Source organism: Nocardia sp. (assembly GCF_025465275.1).
In the GTDB taxonomy this organism is placed as follows: domain Bacteria; phylum Actinomycetota; class Actinomycetes; order Mycobacteriales; family Mycobacteriaceae; genus Nocardia.
Genome location: NZ_JAODNK010000144.1, coordinates 1 through 17,911, shown reverse-complemented (window position 1 = coordinate 17,911; position 17,911 = coordinate 1). Strand labels below are relative to the sequence as shown.

Below are 17,911 nucleotides of genomic sequence, written 5' to 3'. Positions count from 1 at the left end.
GAGGAAGGCTTGCCGGTCGGCAGCTCAGTTCGGCACGGCGCGCAAGCTGCGGGCCGCAATGACGCGCAGGTGGTGTTCGACATCCTGCTGAATGCCGAAACGACCGGGTCCAAGGTACTTTCGCGGATCCGAGGCTCCGGGGGCGGCGGCCAGCGCCACGCGGACGGCTTCGGTGAGCGCGATATTCAAGCGCGTGCCGTAATTGATCTTGACCATGCCGTGCCGGACGGCGGCGCGCAGACCCTCATCGGGCACGCCGGAGGACCCGTGCAGCACCAGCGGAATATCGAGCGCCGCGGCGAGGCGGGAGATGAGGTCCTCGTCCAGGGTGGCGGCGCGAGTCGACATGGCATGCACCGAGCCGACGGCCACGGCCAGCGCGCCGACACCGGTGGCGGCGACAAAGGCGACGGCCTCGTCCGGATCGGTGCGCACACCCGGAGCGTGCGCGCCGTCCTTGCCGCCGACCTCGCCGAGTTCGGCTTCCACGAAGACCTCCCGCGCATGGCACCAGCGGGTGATTTCGGCTGTCGCAGCGACATTTTCGTCATATTCGAGCGCCGCACCGTCGTACATGACCGAGCTCAGCCCGAGCTCGACCGCTTCCCGGATCAGCGCGGTATCCGTCGCATGATCCAGATGCACCGCGAGATCGGCCGTACTGTCCACGGCAATGGCCAGACAGGCGCGGGCCAGCGGCTTCAGGCCGCCGTGATATTTCACCGTATTCTCCGAAATCTGCAGTATCGCAGGCCTTTCGGTGGCCTCGGCCGCAGCGGCGATAGCTTCCGCGTGCTCGAGCGTGATGACATTGAAGGCGCCGAGTCCCCCCGGCCCGGCTAGCTCGATCAGTCTCGGGACAGGCGTCAAAGGCATGGCTTCTCCTGGATAGTCGGCCCGCCCACCGGTTTCACTCGAACCTGGCGAATGAGGCGGTCCCGTAATTCGTGGTCGATCTCGCCCGCCACCGGCCGGGCCACCGCCGCCGCCGAGGTGGCGACGGCATCGGCAAGCAGTGCGGGCCAGCCGATTCCGGCGGCCAGTCCGGATATGACGGCAGCGGCGGCGGCATCACCCGCCCCGGTCGGATTACCGGTGACCGCTTCCGGCGAGCAGGCGGACCAGGCGCCGGGCGCGGTGACGGCCACCATGCCCGCGCGGCCCCGGGTGGCGATGATTGCGCCGACTCCGGCCTCCAGCAGGGGCTGCGCCACCGCCACCACTTCGGCGGAAGTGCGCGGGCTGACACCGGTCAGAGCCAGTAGCTCATCGGTATTGGGCATGAGCACCACGCCGGGCACCTGGACCGCCGCGTGCAGCGCCGCACCGTCCACATCGCAGATGACGGGGATACCGGCGGCGATCGCGAGCCGCGCCAGCTCGGCTGGGAAGTCCGGCCGCAGCCCTCCAGGCAGCGAACCCGAGATCACCACGCCGCGCGCCGCCGGCAGCAGTTCACCTATTCGGCGGCGCAGGTCCGTCATGGCGCGCTCCGGATCGGCCACTTCCGCACCCGGCTCCCACAATCCGGTGGTGGTGCCGTCGGCCTCACTGAGAACGACGGTGCGGCGGACGCGCGGCAGCGCTGTCACGAAGTCGACGAGCAGTTCGCGGGCGGCCTCGACGGCGAACGCATCATCGGCGAATCCTGTTGCCACGGAGCTGTTCCCCAGCTCGTTCAGCACCCGCGAGACATTGATGCCTTTACCGCCGACTCGCTGGATCAGCACCGGAACCCGCTGCACCGCCCCGTATTCGAACCGATCGAGCCGATAGGTCAGGTCGTAGGCGGGATTCAGGGTCACCGTGAGAATCACAGCCAGCGCCCCCGAGACAACACTCGCCGCAGCGTCAGATCGTCATCGACCACAAGGAGATCCGCGTAGCCCCCGGCGCGCACCTCTCCGACATCGGCCAGACCGGCAATGCCCGCCGGTGTCGCGGTGGCCGCACGCACGGCATCGACCAGGGACACGTCACATTCGCGCACCGCCCAGGCCAGGCACCGCAGCAGATGCGCGGTGCCACCGGCGATGGAGCCACTCGCTATCCGCGCCACCCCATCGCTGACCTGGACATCCTGCGATCCGAGCCGATATTTTCCGTCCGGCATCCCGGCCGCCGCCATCGCATCGGTAATCAGCGCGACCCGCCCCGGTGCGGCGGCGAAAGCCAGTGCGCCGAAGCCGGAGTCGACGTGCACGCCATCTCCGATGAGCTCGACCGAAGCATTGCCTCGCGCCGCAGCCGCCAACGCGGCGGCTACCGGCCCGGCCGATCGATGATGCAGCGGTGGCATCCCGTTCCCGAGATGAGTCACCGAGCTCGCAAGGCCGTTGGGCTGCAAGGCTTCCCGGAAGGACGCGAAATCGGCGTCACTGTGACCGAGCGACACCGTCACACCGTGATCGGCCAATAGACGTGCCACCGAATCGAATCCGGGCCGCTCCGGGGCCAAAGTCATAATCTTCAGATGCCCCCCGGCAGCCGCGAGCAGCCGCTGGACCAGCCGCGGATCCGGATCGGTGAGATAGCGCGGATCGTGTGCGCCACACCGTGTTCCCGCCAAGAAGGGCCCCTCGGCATAAATCCCGCCGATCACCCCGTCCTCGGCGAGCTCCCGCAATGCCGCCACCTGCGCCGCCATGTCGTCCGGTGCGGCGGTGACAATCCCCGCCAGCACGGTGGTACTCCCCCGCGACCGGTGGTACTCGGCAGCTCCCGCCGCCTCCTCCTGATCCTCGGTGTCGAACCGATGCCCCGCACCCCCGTGCACATGAATGTCCACCAGCCCGGGTAGCAGCGTCCCCTCGAACGGCAACTCCGCCGAACCCGGATGCGTCACAGCCCATTCGGCCAGGGTACGAACGGCGATGACGCGCTCGCCCTCCACCGAGACAACCCCGTCCGCGACATCATGTGCCGCGGACACAATGCGCCCCCGAATATGCAGGCCGGCGCCGAAACCCGCCGCGCCCGCGGCGCTCTCGTTCTGCTCCGTCCGGCGACTACGTGTCCCGCTCATAGACCGGCCGCACTCGGACAGCCGCCGGATCTCGCCGCACTCATGCCAGTACGCCGCATCTGGCGAAGAGGGCGGCGCCGGTGAGTCCGGCGCGGGCGCCGAAGGAGCCGATGACCACCTCGGGGGCGGGGACCACGCGCAGGCGTTCGGTCAGGGCTTGGTGCAGGGGGTGGGCCAGGGCGTCACCCGCACCGGCGAGTCCGCCGCCGAGCACGATCCGTTCGGGGCAGGCGGCGTGGATCACGCCCAGCAGGCCGTCCGCGAGAGCGTCGACGGCATCGTCGATGACGGCGCGCGCCTCCGGATCATGGGCGAGGCGGCCGAAGACGACTGCCGCACTGAGGCATTCGGTACCGGTACGGCGGGCGTAGGCGCGGGCGATGGCGGCGGCCGAGGCCACGGTCTCGACGCAGCCGGTATTGCCGCAGGGGCAGAGCAGGCCGTCCTTGCGCACCGCGATATGGCCGTATTCGCCGGCCTGGCCGATGCCGCCGCGCACGAATCGCCCTCCCACGGAAAGGGTTCCACTGATTCCCGTGCCGATAATCACCACGCAGACGGAGCTGCGGTCCTGGCCCGCGCCGAACCGCCATTCCGCCCAGCCGGCCGCCGCCACATCGTGTTCGAGCAGGACCGGCATCCCCCATCGATCACTGAACCGGGTTCCCACCGCCACATTCCGCCAGCCGATATTGCTGCTGAACACGGCGATCGACGCGGCCGTGTCGACCACCCCGGGCAGCAGTACCGCCGCGCGTTCGACCCGTGCCCGGTCCGCCGCGGAGAGCTTGTCCAGCAGCGCATCTCCGAGTTCCAGCATGGACTCGAAGGCGGCCGCGCCGTGCGGGGTGGCGACATCACCGGCGGCCAGTACGACGCCCGCGGCATCGGTGATCTCCGCCTTGATGGTGGTGCCGCCGACATCGAGACCGAGCACGAGCGCGTCCGCTCCAAGTCCGATGACGGGTTGCAGGTTCATGCCGGGCTCCGCTCAGGAATCGAGAACTACCGAGCGAGTGAGGCTACGCGGATGGTCGGGATCCAGGCCCAGATCGGCCGCACGAAGCACACAGAGCCGGTGCACGCGAACGAGATCCGCCATCGGATCGATACCGCGGTGTTCCAGATGCGCCCCGGTCGCGGCGATATCCGCGGCGAATCCGGGCAGCAGTGGACCCAGCGCCCAGACCGCACGCCCGGGCGCGGCGATGCTGATCGGCCCGTGCCGGTATTCGGTGGACAGATAGGACTCGGTCCAGGACTGGCAGGATTCGCGCAGCTTGAGCGCCGCTTCCTCGCCGAGTGCGGCGGCGAATCCCATTCCGGTGAAGGTGATCTGGTCCGCATATCGCACCGCCCCGAGGGCTGTCGCGGCGTCCTCGGCCAATACCGCTCGGGCCTGGGCGATTACGGGCGTGAGATCCTCGCCGAGGCTCCAGCGCAGGATGGCCAGCGTGGTGGTGGCAAAGCGCGTCTGCACCACGGACTGCTCGTCCACATCATCGATGAGGATCGAATCGCCCAGTGCGAGCACGGGTGTGCCGGGGCTCGAGCAGATGATCGTGCGCGGCGCCTCGACCGGGAGCGCACGCAGCGCGTCGATGACCTCGGTGGTGGTGCCGGAGCGGCAGATCACCACGTAACGGTCGTAGCGCCGACCGGTGGGCACTTGCCCGGCGGGCCAGGCGTCGGTCAGCCCCTGTCCGGACCGCTCACGCAGCGCCGCATAGGCGCGCGCCATGAAAAGGGAAGTGCCGCAACCGATCGCGGCCACATTTTCGCCGGATACCGGAAACAGCGCGCGATTCCGGTCGGCGATGATCTGCGCCCCGGCCCAGTTGTCGGGCTGCGAGGCGATCTCGGCGGAGAGATGAGTAGCGGGAGTTCTTTCGGCGGAGGGCAGCACCAGCCCAGAGTGCGCCCAGTGATCGTTCATGTCAAATTTACAGCCAAAGCAGTCACAATCGATCACGGCTGCGTTAGATTCGACAACAATCACCCGATCGACCTCATCATCCTCGGTTTCGCCCGGGTGCGTGTATCGAAAGGTTCCACAAGTGAAAAGATCCCTCCACCAGACCATTGCGGCCGTGGCAATGCTCACGGCAGCCGTCCTCGCCACCTCCTCCTGCGGTTTCGGCTCGAAGAGCTCCTCCGACAATGGACCGAACTCCCTCAACCTGCTGGTTCCCACCTACAGTGACGGCCCGCACGGCACCAAGGCGCTGTGGCAGGGCATCCTGAAGGGCTTCCACGACCAGAACCCGGACATCTCGGTGAATCTGCAGGTGGAGTCCTGGGAAACCATCAACGATGTGGTGCGGACCGATCTGCAGTCCTCCTCCAGCACGCCGGACATCCTGAATATCGATGCCTACTCCAGCTTCGCCGGCGACAAGATGCTGTATCCGGCCTCGGATATCGTCTCCGATTCGGTGCTCGCCGATATCCAGCCCGGCTTCAAGCAGAACGCCACCATGGACGGAACCCAGTGGGCGCTGCCGCTGTTCGCCTCCACCCGGACGCTGTTCTACAACACCGACCTGCTCACTCGCGCCGGCGTCACCACCCCGCCGAAGACCTGGGCCGACCTCACGGACGCGGCCAAGAAGGTCGAGGCGCTCGGCGGCGGCGTCTCCGGCTACGGTCTGCCGCTGGGCAGCGAGGAGACGCAGGGTGAGACCTCCATCTGGACCTTCGGTGCGGGCGGCAATTGGTCGGCGGACGGCAAGGTCACCGTCGATACCCCGGAGAACCTGACCGGTGTGCGCGCCATGAAGTCGATCGCCGATGCCGGGGTGACACAACCGAATCCGGGTGCGACCGACCGCAAGGACGTCCTCAATGCCTTCATCCAGGGCAAAATCGGCATGATCGAGGGTCTGCCCCCGCTGATCGGCATGATCGCCGACAAGAATCCGAGCCTGAAGTACGCGACCGCGCCCTCGCCGACCGAATCCGGGCAGCCGGTGACGCTCGGTGTGGCCGATCATCTGATGGCCTTCAAGAAGGACGGCAGCAAGCAGGCCGCGATCAAGAAGCTGCTCGACTACTTCTACGCGCCGGACGCGTACACGAATTTCGTGAAGTCCGAGCACTTCATTCCGATCACCATCAGCGGCCTCACCGCTCTCGCCGATGATCCGGTGACCAAGGCATTCTCGGCCACGCTGCCCTCCGCCAAGTTCTACCCGAGCAATAATCCCAAGTGGGCGGCCGCGCAGGGCGCGATCAAGCAGCAGCTGGGCACCATCACCCAGGGCGCCGATCCGGCCGATGTGCTGAAGAAGATCCAGCAGGCCGCGAATTGAGCAGGCGTAGAACCAGATTCACGGCAGGGCTGGCCGCCCTGCCGTGGGTCAGCCCGGTTCTGCTCCTGGTGGTCGCGATCGTCGTCTTCCCCGCCGGGTATATGTTCTGGACCAGCACCCGCAATCTGTCCCCGTACGGCCAGGATCGTGGTCCGGCCGGATTCGGGAATTACCGGGCGCTGTTCGCGATTCCGGAATTGGGATCGGTGCTGTGGCACACGGTCTTCTGGGTGGCGGGGGTCGTCTTCATCACCCTGGTGCTGTCGGCCGCGCTGGCGCAGTTCCTGAACAAGGACTTCCCGGGCCGGACGGCCGTGCGCCTGGCGGTCCTGGTGCCGTGGGCGGCCTCGGTGGTGATGACGACGACGATCTTCTACTACCTGCTGGACCCGGATGTCGGCGTCGCCAATCGCTTCCTGGTCGATATCGGCGTGCTGGACCGCGGTTTCGGTTTCACCAAGGAGCCCACGCAGGCGTTCCTGGTGGCGATCGGCGTCGGCGTCTTCGTCTCCATCCCGTTCACCACCTACACGATTCTGGCTGGGCTGCAGTCGATTCCAGCCGAGGTGGTGGAGGCGGGCCGGGTGGACGGCGCGAACTCCTGGCAGCGCTACCGCCATATCGTGCTGCCGCAGCTGCGCCCGGCCATGGCGGTGGCCGCCATTATCAACATCATCAACGCCTTCAATTCGCTGCCGATTCTGCAGGTGCTGACCGGCAGCATCGCCGGATTCGCCGCCGACACCACAACCACGCTCACCTTCAAGCTCATCCGGCAGAACCAGCAGATCGGTACCGCCGCGGCCATGAGCGTGCTGAATTTCGCGCTGATCGTGGTGATCATCGCGGTCTACGTGAAGGTGATCCGCCCGACCGACCAGGTGGACTCGTGACGACTACGCTCCCCACTCCGGAAGTCGCCGCCACGACGGCGAAACTCTTTGTGTCCCACCGGAAACGACGCCGCTGGGAACTGACCGCGGTGGGCGTACTGCTCGCCGCGCTCTTCCTGATCCCCTATGTGGTGATGGTGCTCGGCTCGCTCAAGTCCCGCGCCGAGATCCTGCGCATTCCACCGACCTATCTGCCGCATGTATGGCATCCGGACAACTACTCCACCATGTGGAGCACTCCGGAGACGCCGCTGCCGTTCAATCTGGCGAGCACGATCGTCATTTCGGTGAGCGCGACGCTGCTGGTGCTGGCGGTGGCCATTCCGGCCGCGTATTACACGGCGCGGCGGCGCTTTCCGGGCCGCGCCGCCTTCCTCGGCGTTGTGCTGGTCACCCAGATGCTGCAACCGACCGTGCTGGTGACCGGCCTGATCCGGGAGTTCTTCGCGCTCGGCATCAATGACACCTGGCTGGCCATGATCCTGGTGAACGCGGCCTTCAACCTGTCCTTCGCGGTGTGGATTCTGCACAGCTTCTTCGCCTCGGTGCCGGTGGAGATCGAGGAGGCCGCGCAGCTGGACGGGCTGAGCCGGTGGCAGATCCTGACCCGGGTGAGCCTGCCGCTGGTGTGGCCGGGCATCGTCACCGCGACCATCTTCGTCATGGTGGCCTGCTGGAACGAATTCGCCGCCAGCCTGGTGATTCTGACCACGCCGGAGAACCAGCCGCTGTCGGTGGCCCTGACGAAGTTCATCGGTCAGTACGACACGGCTTGGCAATACGTGTTCGCCATCTCTACCGTCGGTATCGTGCCGGTCGTCATCCTCTTCGCGTTCATCGAAAAACGCCTGGTCGCCGGTCTCACAGCCGGCAGCGTCAAATGACAGGAGGGTGAAATGACCGCAGCGGCCGATCGATCCACGCGCTGGAACAGGCTGCTCGAACTGCTGGCCGAATCCGGCCGGCTCTCGGTGGAGGAGGCGGCCGAACGGCTGGCGGTCTCCCCCGCCACCGTCCGCCGCGATTTCACCTCACTGGCCGAACAGCAACTGGCTACCCGCACGCACGGCGGCATTGTCGCGACCTCGGTCGCCTACGACCTGCCCGCCCGGTACCGGCACGGCGACGAGGCCAAACAGCGCATAGCCGAACACGCTGCCGGCCTCATCAATACGCATGCCGTGGTCGGGCTCAACGGCGGCACCACCACCACCGCCGTGGCTCGTGCGCTGGCGGGCCGGCCCGACCTGGCCACCGCCACGGACGAGCGGCTCACCATCGTCACCAATGCGCTGAATATCGCGTCCGAGCTGGTCCTGCGGCCGTATCTGCGCACCATCTGCCTCGGCGGCATGGCCCGGCGCGAATCCTACGAACTGCACGGTCCACTCGCCGAGCGTTCCCTGGCCGAATTGCGGCTGGACACACTGGTTCTCGGCGTCAATGCCATCTCCGTCGACGGTGGCGCGCAATGCACCCATCTCGACGAGTCCGGCGTCAATGCCGAAATGGTCCGCCGCGCACAGCATGTCATCGCGGTGGCGACCTCGGACAAGCTCCAGCGCACCGCCCTGGCCCGCATCTGCCCCATCGACCGGATCCACGTCCTGGTCACCGATTCCGACGCCGACCCGGAGACCGTCGCCGGCCTGCGTGCGGCCGGCGTGCGAGTCGACCTGGTGTGAGCCCGAACCCGGTGGCCGCCCCCCGGGGTTGAGGGATTACTCGAGGGATGTCCCGCCCGGGACCGGGCGGGCTGGCGGCTTGCCGAGCGTGCACGGCAAGATGGGCCGAGTGCAGATCGGGATGCTTGGACCGCTGGTTATTCGGGCGGATGACGGTGGCGTTATAGAGGTACCGGGTGCCCGGTTACGTGCGCTGTTGATCGCCCTCGCGCTCGAACCCGGGCGCGCCGTTTCGAAGGCGAAGCTGGTCGACTGGATCTGGGGTGAGCAGCCGCCCGCCGATGCGGCGAATGCGCTGCAGGCATTGGTCTCCCGGCTGCGGCGGGTGCTGCCGGACGGGTCGATCGATGTACAGCCGGGCGGGTATCGCCTGACTGTGGAAGCCCACGCGGTCGACGCCGTGCGGTTCGAACAGCTCGTCGACCAGGCCCGCGGCAGCGCGGATCCGCAACGGGCCCAGTTACTGCGCGAGGCCCTCGAATTGTGGCGCGGCGCCGTCATGCAGGACGTCGCGCTACAGGACAGCGAAGCTTTCGACGCCGTTGTCGCCCGGCTCGAAGGGCTGCATCTCGCCGCGCTGGAGGATCGATACGAAGCGGAGGTCCGCCTCGGCCGGGGTGCGGAACTGGTCGCGGAACTGACCGAACTGGTGGCCCGGCATCCGGTGCGGGAACGGCTCGCCGCCGCGCTGATGCGCGCGCTCGGCGCCGCGGGTCGTGGCACCGAGGCGCTGCTGGTGTACCAGCGGACACGGGAGGCCCTCGCCGACGAGTTGGGTGTGGACCCGTCACCGGAACTGTCCGGGTTGCACGTTGCGCTGCTGCGCGGCGAAGTGGGAGCACCCGAGGAAGTCCGGGTGCCGGACGAAGTCCGCAAGACGAACCTGCGGGCCGAGTTGACCACCTTCGTCGGCAAGTCCGCCGACGTCGCCGCCGTAGCCGAACTTGTTGCGGGGCATCGGCTCACCACCTTGAGCGGGCCCGGCGGCTCCGGCAAGACCAGGCTGGCTGTGGAAACCGCCCAGACCCTGCTCGGCGAGCTACCGGACGGGGCCTGGCTGGTGGAACTGGCCTCCGTCGACGCGAGCGGTGACCTGGCACAGGCGACCCTGGCCGCGCTCGGACTGCGGGACGCGCTGCTCGGCGGCGCACCTGACGCCGGACCGATGGACCGTCTCATCGCCGCGTTCCGCGAGCGCGAAGCGCTACTGATTCTGGACAACTGCGAGCACGTGATCGAGGCCGCGGCGACATTCGCCCACCGGCTGCTCGGCGAGTGCCGGCGGCTGCGGATTCTCGCGACGAGCCGGGAACCGCTCGGCATTACCGGTGAGGCGCTGTGGCAGGTCGAGCCGCTATCGCTGCCGGACGCGGACGCGGCCCCCGGCGAAATCGAATCCTCCCCCGCCGTTCAGCTGCTGCGGGACCGGGCGGGCGCGATGCGCAACGATATCGGGACCGACGCCCACACGCTGTCGACCATGGCACGCGTCTGCCGCGCGCTCGACGGGATACCGCTGGCAATCGAACTCGCGGCAGCCAGATTGCGCACCATGTCGCTCGATCAGCTCGCCAACCGCCTCGACGATCGCTTCCGCCTGCTGACCGGCGGCAGTCGCACCGCGATGCCGCAGCACCGGACGCTGCGCGCGGTGGTCGACTGGAGCTGGGAACTGCTCACCGACGCCGAACGCATTGTGCTGCGCAGACTTTCGGTGTTCTCCGGCGGTGCGAGCCTGGAGGCCGCCGAGCAGGTCTGCGCGGGAGAGGCGGTCGAGGGGTGGGAGGTCCTCGAGCTGCTGACCACGCTGACCGAAAAGTCGCTGCTGCGCACCGTGGCAATCCGCACCGAGACTTCCGCCGGTGACAGCGCACCGCGCTATCGGATGCTCGAGACGATCAAGGAGTACGCCCGCGACCGGCTCGCGGAGGCGGGGGAATCGGAGGAGGCGCGCCGCGCGCATCTCGCGTACTTCACCGAACTCGCCGTGACCGCCGATCCACATCTGCGCCGTGCCGAGCAGTTGGAATGGCTTGCCACCCTCGAGGTCGATCACGACAATATCGCCGCCGCCCTGCGCGCCGCGCTCGCGACCGACGACGCGACCGGGGCCATGCGGCTCGCGGCCGCCGCCGGCTGGTACTGGTGGCTCGGCGGGCACAAGGCCGAGGGCATGGAGCTGATCATCGCGGCCGCCGAGGCGCCCGGCGAGGTGGACGATGACACCCGGGCCATGGTGTACACGCTGGTCGTGCACTACGTGTCCTCCGGGCGGAATGACGAGTTCCAGGTGGAGGATTGGATCCACAAGGCCTACCGGCTCAGCCAGCACACCAAGGTCAGCAACCCGCTGCTGGGGTTCGTCGGCGCACTGGAACGCATGCTGCAGGGACCGGACACGTTCCTGACCGCGTTCGAACCGCTGCTCACCGACGACGATCCGTGGGTACGCGCACTGGCTCGGCTGCAGATGGGCAAGATGCGGATCGTGGTCGGGCTCGAGGTGCAGGATGTGGACGCGTATCTCGAGCTGGCGCTCGCCGAATTCCGGGCGATCGGCGAGCGGTGGGGTATGTCGTTCGCGCTGACCGAAGTGGCGAATCGGATTGCCATGCGTGGCGAGTTCACCAGTGCGATAGAGCATTTCGACCAGGCGATCGCGGTGGTCACCGAGGTTGGCGCGATCGAGGATGTAGTCCAGATGCGGGCGCGGCAGGCTCAGCTGTATTGGCTGCTGGGCGATGCGGAGTCGAGTGCGGCGGCCATGTCCGAGGCACAGCTGTCCGCACAACGGTGCGCGTGGCCGAACGCCCTGGCCGAGCTGGCCCTGGCGCAGGCGGAGCTGGCCCGCTGGCACGGCGACACCGAGCAGGTGTACCGCCAGATCGACCTTGCGACAGTCACATTGGATACGGAGTCGACCAATATCCGGGCGGTGACACACGATCTGCTCGGTTATGTCGCCGACAACCTCGACGAGGCCCGCGAGCACCGCATCACCGCATTCCGGGCGGCGTCCGAGGCGGGGTACGCGCCCCTGATCGCACAGGTGCTCATCGGAGTCGCCGACCAGGCGCTGCGCGGTGAACAGTACGAGCAGGCCGCCCGGCTGCTCGCAGCGAGTGCCACCGTGCGCGGACTGCCGGATCGGTCGCATCCGGATGCGGCCCGCATCGAGCTGGCCACGCAAGAACGCCTCGGCGAACCGAAGTTCGCCGAGGCGTCGCGGGAGGGTGCGCAGACGAGCTGGCATGAGCTGGTCGAAACTACGCTCGCTTGCTGAATGTGGCACGTGACCACAGGTATCCGACCAGGGCGATGCCGGCGCACCAGGCGAGCGCGGCGGCCGTGTAGCCGCCCGACGGGTTGCCGGTCAGCATGCCGCGCAGCGATTCGATGATCGGCGTGAAGGGCTGGTACTCCGCGAATTGCCGGATGCCCTGGCCCATCTGGTGAGCCGGCACGACCGCACTGCTCACGAAGGGCAGCATGATCAGCGGCACGGTGGTCATGCCCGCGGATTCCGGAGTCTTCGCGGCCATTCCCAGTGCGACGGTGAGCCAGGCGGTCGCGAAAGCCGTCGCCGCGATGATGCCGATCGCGCCGAGCCAGTCCAGCAGGGTCGCCGAGGAGCGGAAGCCCAGCGCGAAGCCGACGCCGATGACGGTCGCGGTGGAAATCGCGATGGTCAGCATGGTGGCCACCACGTGGCCGGTCAGTACGGCGCCACGGGAGACGTCCATGACCTTGAACCGGTTGATGATGCCTTTGGTCATATCGGAATTCACCGATACCGCGGTCGAGGACAACCCGTAGCTGATGGCCAGCAGGATCATGCCCGGCAGCGCGTAGTTGATGTATTTTTCGCCGACATTGAAGGCATTGCCGAAGACGTAGACGAAGATCAACAGCATCATGACCGGCATCAGGGCCGCGTTGAAGATGGTGACCGGGGTCCGGGCGGTGTGTTTGAAGTTGCGCCGCAACATGATCGACGCATCGGCCAGTGGTGCTGAAAGGGTGCTCATGATGCGTCGGCCTCCGTGGTCGCGTGTCCGGTCAGGGCAAAGAAAACGTCGTCGAGGTCGGGGGTGTGGATGGAGACGTCCTCGGTCTCGATCGAGTGGTCGGCGAGCCGATTCAGCAACTCCCGCAGGGACTTCGTCCCGCCGTCGCCGGGAATCCGCAGGGCCAGCGCCTCGTCGTCGCGGGTGGAGCCGGGCAGAATCCGTGCTGCCGCTTCCAGTTCCGCGATGGCGGTGAAGGTGACCTGGATGTGGCTGCCGGGTACCTGGCGCTTGAGGTCGGCGGGAGTGCCCTCGGCGACAATGCGGCCCTGGTCGAGCACCGCGACCCGGTCGGCCAGCTGATCGGCTTCCTCGAGGTACTGGGTGGTGAGGAAGACGGTCACGCCGCCGGCCGCCAGATCTCGCACGATGTCCCACATGGTGCGCCGGCTGCGCGGATCCAGTCCGGTGGTCGGCTCGTCCAGGAAGATGATTTCCGGCTTGGTGACCAGCGTCATCGCCAGATCGAGCTTCCGGCGCATACCCCCGGAGTAGGTCGACGCGTGCTTTCGCGCCGATTCCACCAGATCGAACCGTTCCAGCAGGTCGGCGACCACCCGCTTGCTCTCGCTGCCCCGCAGGCGATGCAGATCCGCCATCAACCGCAGGTTCTCCTCCCCGGTCAGTAGGTCGTCCACCGCCGCGAACTGCCCGGTCACCCCGATCGCCTTGCGCACCGCCTTGGGCTCGGTCGCGATGTCGTGCCCGGCCACACTCGCCGTGCCGCCATCGGCGGTCAGCAGCGTGGTCAGCACATTGACCGCGGTCGTCTTCCCGGCGCCGTTCGGACCGAGAAGCGAGAAGATCGTGCCTGCGCCGATATTCAGATCAATACCATCGAGGACTGTTTTGTCCCCGTACGTCTTTCGCAGCCCGGAAGCCGCAATCGCTGAACTTGTCATGGGAGTACTGTCGCCAGCCCCGCTGATACAGACCTGACGCAGACCTGACACGCCCCCTGACACGGAGTGCACACGGCGGTAGGCGGCCGGGACCTCAGGTTTTGTGATTGTTAATGATCGGTTTCTGTATAGACAGAGCACAAACGCTCAATTACTCTCGGGTCAACCGATTCCGGCCGCAGGGCATGAGGTCGGTTGCCTCGCCCGCGCCGTCCCAGAGGACTCCTCATGCATGAACTTCCCGCACCCGATCTCCTCGGCACGATCATCGGCTACATCCTCATGTCACCGGTGTCGCTGCTACAAAATCTGGGTCAGCTCCTCGCGAACCTGCACTGAGGGAGGGAAAGCGATCATGAGGAATCGACTGTTCCGTGTACTCGCCGCGACCACGCTGTTCATGGCGGGAGCCACGCTGTGCCTGACGCCCGCCTCCGCCGTGCCCATCCCGGGCGGGCAGATCACCACGATCTTCATCCCGGGCGCGGACGGGGTTCCGATGAATGCCGTGATCACGGCGCCGCCGGACCTCGCCGCCCACAAGAATGCGCTGGTATTGCAGCCATCAGGGTGGGGAGTGCCGTCGATGGGCAGCATCGGATCGGCCTACAAGCTTTCCGCCGCCGACGGTTTCGTCTCCATCGAATACACCGCGCGCGGCATGTATCTCTCCGGCGGTGACGTGGACCTGTTCGGCGAGAAGGACGCCGAGGACGCGTCGGCGATCATCGACTGGGCCATCGCCAACCTCAATGTGGACCCCGAGCGCATTGCGGTTGCGGGCGGCTCGTACGGTGCGGGGCTGAGTGTGCTTGCGGCGGCGCATGATTCGCGTATCAAAGCCATTGTCGCCGACTCTCCGCCCGGCGATCTCGCCGATGCGCTCGCACCGAACGGCACCCCGAAGACCGGCGGCCCGGTCGCGCTCGCACTGGCCGGGGTGGCGACCAACCGCTTCAGCCCCGAGCTCGTGCGGCGCGGCCTCGACGCGATCGTGCGCGGCAATGGCGTCGCCTTCGATTCGCTGGCCTCCCGGCACGTTCTCGCCGACGCCATCCCGAAGCTCAATACCAATGGCACGGCCGTCTTCCTGGCCCACGACTGGCAGGACAGCCTGCTGCCCGTCGGGCCCACGTATTCCATGTTCGATCAGCTCACCGGACCGAAGATGCTGTATCTCGCGCCCGGTGACCACTCGACCGCCGGTGGCGCGGGCCAGATCGTCGGGCTGCCCAATTCGTTCTGGGACGCGGGACTGCGGTGGCTGGACCACTACGTCAACGGCACCGACAATGGCATCGACCGGGAGCCGGCGGTGAATATCCAGGCCGCCGATACCGTCAGTCTGCTGCCCGATCCGAATGCGCTCGTGCACTTCGATTCGGTCGCGGACGCACAGGCCGCGCTCCGCGATTTCCCGCTCTCGGCCCCCGCGGCGGGCGTAATGGGCGGCGATCCGAACGAATCCTGGAGTCAGCCACTGACTTCCGGTCCGACCACCGCCATCGCCGCGGTCCCGTACGTCACCGGTTCGCTGGCTCAGCTCGGCCTGGCTCCGGCCATCCCGATCGGCAGCGTCGATCGCTATGTCGCGGGCGTCTGGCGTACCGCACCGTTCGCGAACGGTGGTGTGGTGTCCGGCAAGGTGCACCTGAATCTGACTGTCACACCGCCGAGTTCGGACCTCACCATGATCGGCATCCTCTACGACGAGGGGCCCGACGGTAATGGCAAGAACATCAGCTACTGGCCCATCACCCGGCACGGTCTCGCACCGGGAGCGCCCACCTCGGTCGAGTGGGATCTCGCGCCGACCTATTGGAATCTGGCACCGGGACACCGTTTGACGCTGACCGTCACCACCCAGGACCCGATTCCGTTCGATAGCGCGACGCCGATGGGCAGCCAGGTCGTCTTCTCCGCGCCGTCGGTGGCGGAACTGCCGGTGCGCACCTCGTGAGCCGGATGCCGCGGGCGATCGCGGCCGCGCTGGGAGCGGCCGCGCTCTGCGCCGGAGCCCTCGCGCTACCCGCACCGGCGGGGCGGGCCGATAGCGCGCCCACCCTGCCGGTGACGGTGCCGAGCGTGCACGAATTCACGCCGGGCACAGGACGTTTCGATCTCGCGGGCGGGGCGCACATCGTGGCTTCGAGCGCGGCCGCGCCGATCGCTTCCCGATTGGCCGCGGACCTGACCCGCGCCGGTCGCGCGGTGACGGCGGGGAACGGCGCGGCGGGTCCGGGTGAGGTGGCCCTGCGCGTCGACCATTCCGGGCCGCCACAGCCGGAGTCGTACCGCATCGATGTCGGCGACACCGTGACCGTCACCGCCCGCACCACCGAGGGCGCGATTCACGCCACCCAGACACTGCTGCAATGGTTTTCGCAGAGCACCGCACTGCCGACCGGAACCGTGACGGACTGGCCCGATTACAGCGAGCGCGGCCTGCTGCTCGATCTGGGGCGCAAATTCCTCACCGTCGACTGGATCAAACAGCGTATCCGCGAGATGGCGTACTACCGGATGAACATCATCCAGCTGCATCTTTCGGATAGTTACGGATTCCGGCTGGAGAGCACCTCGCATCCGGAGATCACCTCGCCGGAGCATTACAGCCGGGCCGATATCGCCGAAATCATTTCCTACGCAGGCGAATACGGCATCGAAGTGATGCCGGAAATCGGGTTCCCCGGGCATATGAACGGCATACTGCAACCACACCCCGAACTGGCCCTGCACCCGGCCGTCACCAGCCCGATCGACGCCGCCACCGACAGCCTGCTCGCGGGCACCGCGGACGGTCGCATCGATCTGTCGAATGCCGCCGCCCGCCCGCTCATCGAAGATCTGCTGCGCGAATTCATCCCCATGTTCCCCGGGCGCTATTTCCACCTCGGCGGCGACGAATACATCAGCGATTACAGTCGTTATCCCCAGCTCACCGATTACGCGCGTACCGTCCTCGGCCCGGCATCCACCGGACAGGATCTGGTCGCGGACACCTTCAATTGGGCGAATGGAATCGCGCGGTCGTACGGCAAGACCGCCCGCATGTGGAACGACGGAATCCCGCACGGTGGCAGCATTCCGATCGACCGCTCGATCATTGTCGACTACTGGACCGGCGGCAACGGCCCGCTCCCCTGGTTCGGCGGCGTCAACGGTCCGGAATCCCTTGCCGACCAAGGCTTCACACTCACCAATGCGAGTTTCACTCCCACCTATTGGGCCACCGGCGGCTATGCCGCACCGCTGAACTCACCGCCGGAACTGCTGTACGCCTGGGATCCGGGCCTTTTTGTCAACGGCACCCGGTTGCGGCCGGACCAGCGCGGTCAATTGCTCGGTTCGAAGCTGTTCGTGTGGGCGGACGATCCGTATGCCATGACCGAGCAGCAGATGGTCGATCCGGTCCGGGCGAGATTGCCGATCATGGCGCAGCAGCTGTGGGCGGGCACCAAGGGCACCTCGTATCCGGTGTTCGCCGATCAGGTTCGCGCCGTGGGTATCCCCGCCATTTGAATACCGAGAATTCCCACACCACAACACAATTCATGATAGGAGAGGGCGATGGTTCGAATCTCGGGCACTGCCCTCGCGGCAGCAGTCGCGACAGCCGTTCTCACCGGTATGGCCGCCACACCCGGTACCGCGACCGCCGGACCCGTTGACCCGGCCGGAACCTGCCGCCCCACCGCCGACCATCCGTACCCGGTCGTACTGCTGCACGGGACCATGGATGATTCGAGCGCTTGGAATGTGCTGTCCCCCAGCCTGACCGCGGCCGGATACTGCGTCTTCGCGCCCAGCTACGGGCGGGACAGCTCACCCCTGCCCTACGGCGGTATCGCACCCATCGCCCGCGCCGCCGACGAGGTCGCGACCTATATCGACGGGGTGCTGGCACAGACCGGTGCGACCCGTGTCGATATTGTCGGGCACTCCCAGGGCGGCACCATTGCCGAGTACTACGCCAAGAATCTGGGGCAGGCGCGGCACGTGCACACCGAACTCCTGCTGGCCCCCGG

General features: G+C 67.2%; 15 protein-coding genes. 8 read left to right on the top strand and 7 right to left on the bottom strand.

Features of this window, described 5'->3' with window-relative positions; genetic code table 11:
- Positions 1–24: 24 nt before the first annotated feature.
- The 5 genes from JWN03_RS31155 to JWN03_RS31135 are packed head-to-tail and all read right to left on the bottom strand — an operon-like array spanning position 25 to position 4,961.
- The gene (locus JWN03_RS31155) at positions 25–876 is read right to left on the bottom strand and encodes a class II fructose-bisphosphate aldolase (RefSeq protein WP_297622459.1); all 852 of its coding nucleotides are present in this window, start codon (positions 874–876) and stop codon (positions 25–27) included.
- Entirely contained in the window at positions 867–1,805 is a 939-nt protein-coding gene (locus tag JWN03_RS31150; protein ID WP_297622457.1) for a hexose kinase, read from the bottom strand. Before JWN03_RS31150 ends, JWN03_RS31155 begins: the two co-directional genes overlap by 10 nt.
- A gap of 8 nt (positions 1,806–1,813) precedes the next feature.
- Positions 1,814–3,025, bottom strand: coding sequence for an N-acetylglucosamine-6-phosphate deacetylase (locus tag JWN03_RS31145; protein WP_297622454.1), 1,212 nt, complete (start codon positions 3,023–3,025; stop codon positions 1,814–1,816).
- Positions 3,026–3,065: 40 nt separating this feature from the next.
- Complete coding sequence (locus tag JWN03_RS31140) at positions 3,066–4,004, bottom strand: ROK family protein (protein WP_297622452.1); 939 nt, start codon at positions 4,002–4,004, stop codon at positions 3,066–3,068.
- Between the two features lie 12 nt (positions 4,005–4,016).
- Positions 4,017–4,961 (bottom strand): SIS domain-containing protein, encoded by a 945-nt coding sequence (locus tag JWN03_RS31135; protein WP_297622450.1) that lies wholly within the window; start codon positions 4,959–4,961, stop codon positions 4,017–4,019.
- Between the two features lie 121 nt (positions 4,962–5,082).
- Here JWN03_RS31135 and JWN03_RS31130 point away from each other — a divergent pair, with 121 nt between their 5' ends.
- The 5 genes from JWN03_RS31130 to JWN03_RS31110 all read left to right on the top strand — a co-directional run bounded on the left by JWN03_RS31130 (position 5,083) and on the right by JWN03_RS31110 (position 12,197).
- The gene (locus JWN03_RS31130) at positions 5,083–6,336 is read left to right on the top strand and encodes an extracellular solute-binding protein (protein WP_297622448.1); all 1,254 of its coding nucleotides are present in this window, start codon (positions 5,083–5,085) and stop codon (positions 6,334–6,336) included.
- The gene (locus JWN03_RS31125; protein WP_297622446.1) at positions 6,333–7,229 is read left to right on the top strand and encodes a carbohydrate ABC transporter permease; all 897 of its coding nucleotides are present in this window, start codon (positions 6,333–6,335) and stop codon (positions 7,227–7,229) included. Before JWN03_RS31130 ends, JWN03_RS31125 begins: the two co-directional genes overlap by 4 nt.
- Positions 7,226–8,113, top strand: a complete 888-nt coding sequence (locus tag JWN03_RS31120; RefSeq protein ID WP_297622444.1) for a carbohydrate ABC transporter permease — start codon at positions 7,226–7,228, stop codon at positions 8,111–8,113. Before JWN03_RS31125 ends, JWN03_RS31120 begins: the two co-directional genes overlap by 4 nt.
- 12 nt (positions 8,114–8,125) lie before the next feature.
- On the top strand, positions 8,126–8,914 hold the full coding sequence (locus JWN03_RS31115) for a DeoR/GlpR family DNA-binding transcription regulator (protein WP_297622442.1): 789 nt from the start codon (positions 8,126–8,128) through the stop codon (positions 8,912–8,914).
- 100 nt (positions 8,915–9,014) lie between these two features.
- Complete coding sequence (locus JWN03_RS31110) at positions 9,015–12,197, top strand: BTAD domain-containing putative transcriptional regulator (RefSeq protein WP_297622603.1); 3,183 nt, start codon at positions 9,015–9,017, stop codon at positions 12,195–12,197.
- Here JWN03_RS31110 and JWN03_RS31105 read toward each other — a convergent pair.
- Both JWN03_RS31105 and JWN03_RS31100 read right to left on the bottom strand, forming a co-directional pair.
- Positions 12,181–12,942, bottom strand: a complete 762-nt coding sequence (locus JWN03_RS31105; RefSeq protein ID WP_297622440.1) for an ABC transporter permease — start codon at positions 12,940–12,942, stop codon at positions 12,181–12,183. The genes JWN03_RS31110 and JWN03_RS31105 overlap by 17 nt on opposite strands.
- Positions 12,939–13,883, bottom strand: a complete 945-nt coding sequence (locus JWN03_RS31100; protein ID WP_297622438.1) for an ATP-binding cassette domain-containing protein — start codon at positions 13,881–13,883, stop codon at positions 12,939–12,941. The genes JWN03_RS31105 and JWN03_RS31100 overlap by 4 nt, the downstream gene beginning before the upstream one ends.
- 355 nt (positions 13,884–14,238) lie before the next feature.
- On the opposite strand from JWN03_RS31100, the gene JWN03_RS31095 reads away from it, so the two are divergent.
- From JWN03_RS31095 to JWN03_RS31085, 3 genes are all read left to right on the top strand, one after another.
- On the top strand, positions 14,239–15,843 hold the full coding sequence (locus JWN03_RS31095) for a CocE/NonD family hydrolase (RefSeq protein WP_297622436.1): 1,605 nt from the start codon (positions 14,239–14,241) through the stop codon (positions 15,841–15,843).
- 5 nt (positions 15,844–15,848) lie between these two features.
- Complete coding sequence (locus JWN03_RS31090; protein ID WP_297622601.1) at positions 15,849–17,405, top strand: beta-N-acetylhexosaminidase; 1,557 nt, start codon at positions 15,849–15,851, stop codon at positions 17,403–17,405.
- A gap of 48 nt (positions 17,406–17,453) precedes the next feature.
- Positions 17,454–17,911 (top strand): esterase/lipase family protein (locus tag JWN03_RS31085; protein WP_297622434.1); only part of this gene is annotated, 458 nt, incomplete at its 3' end.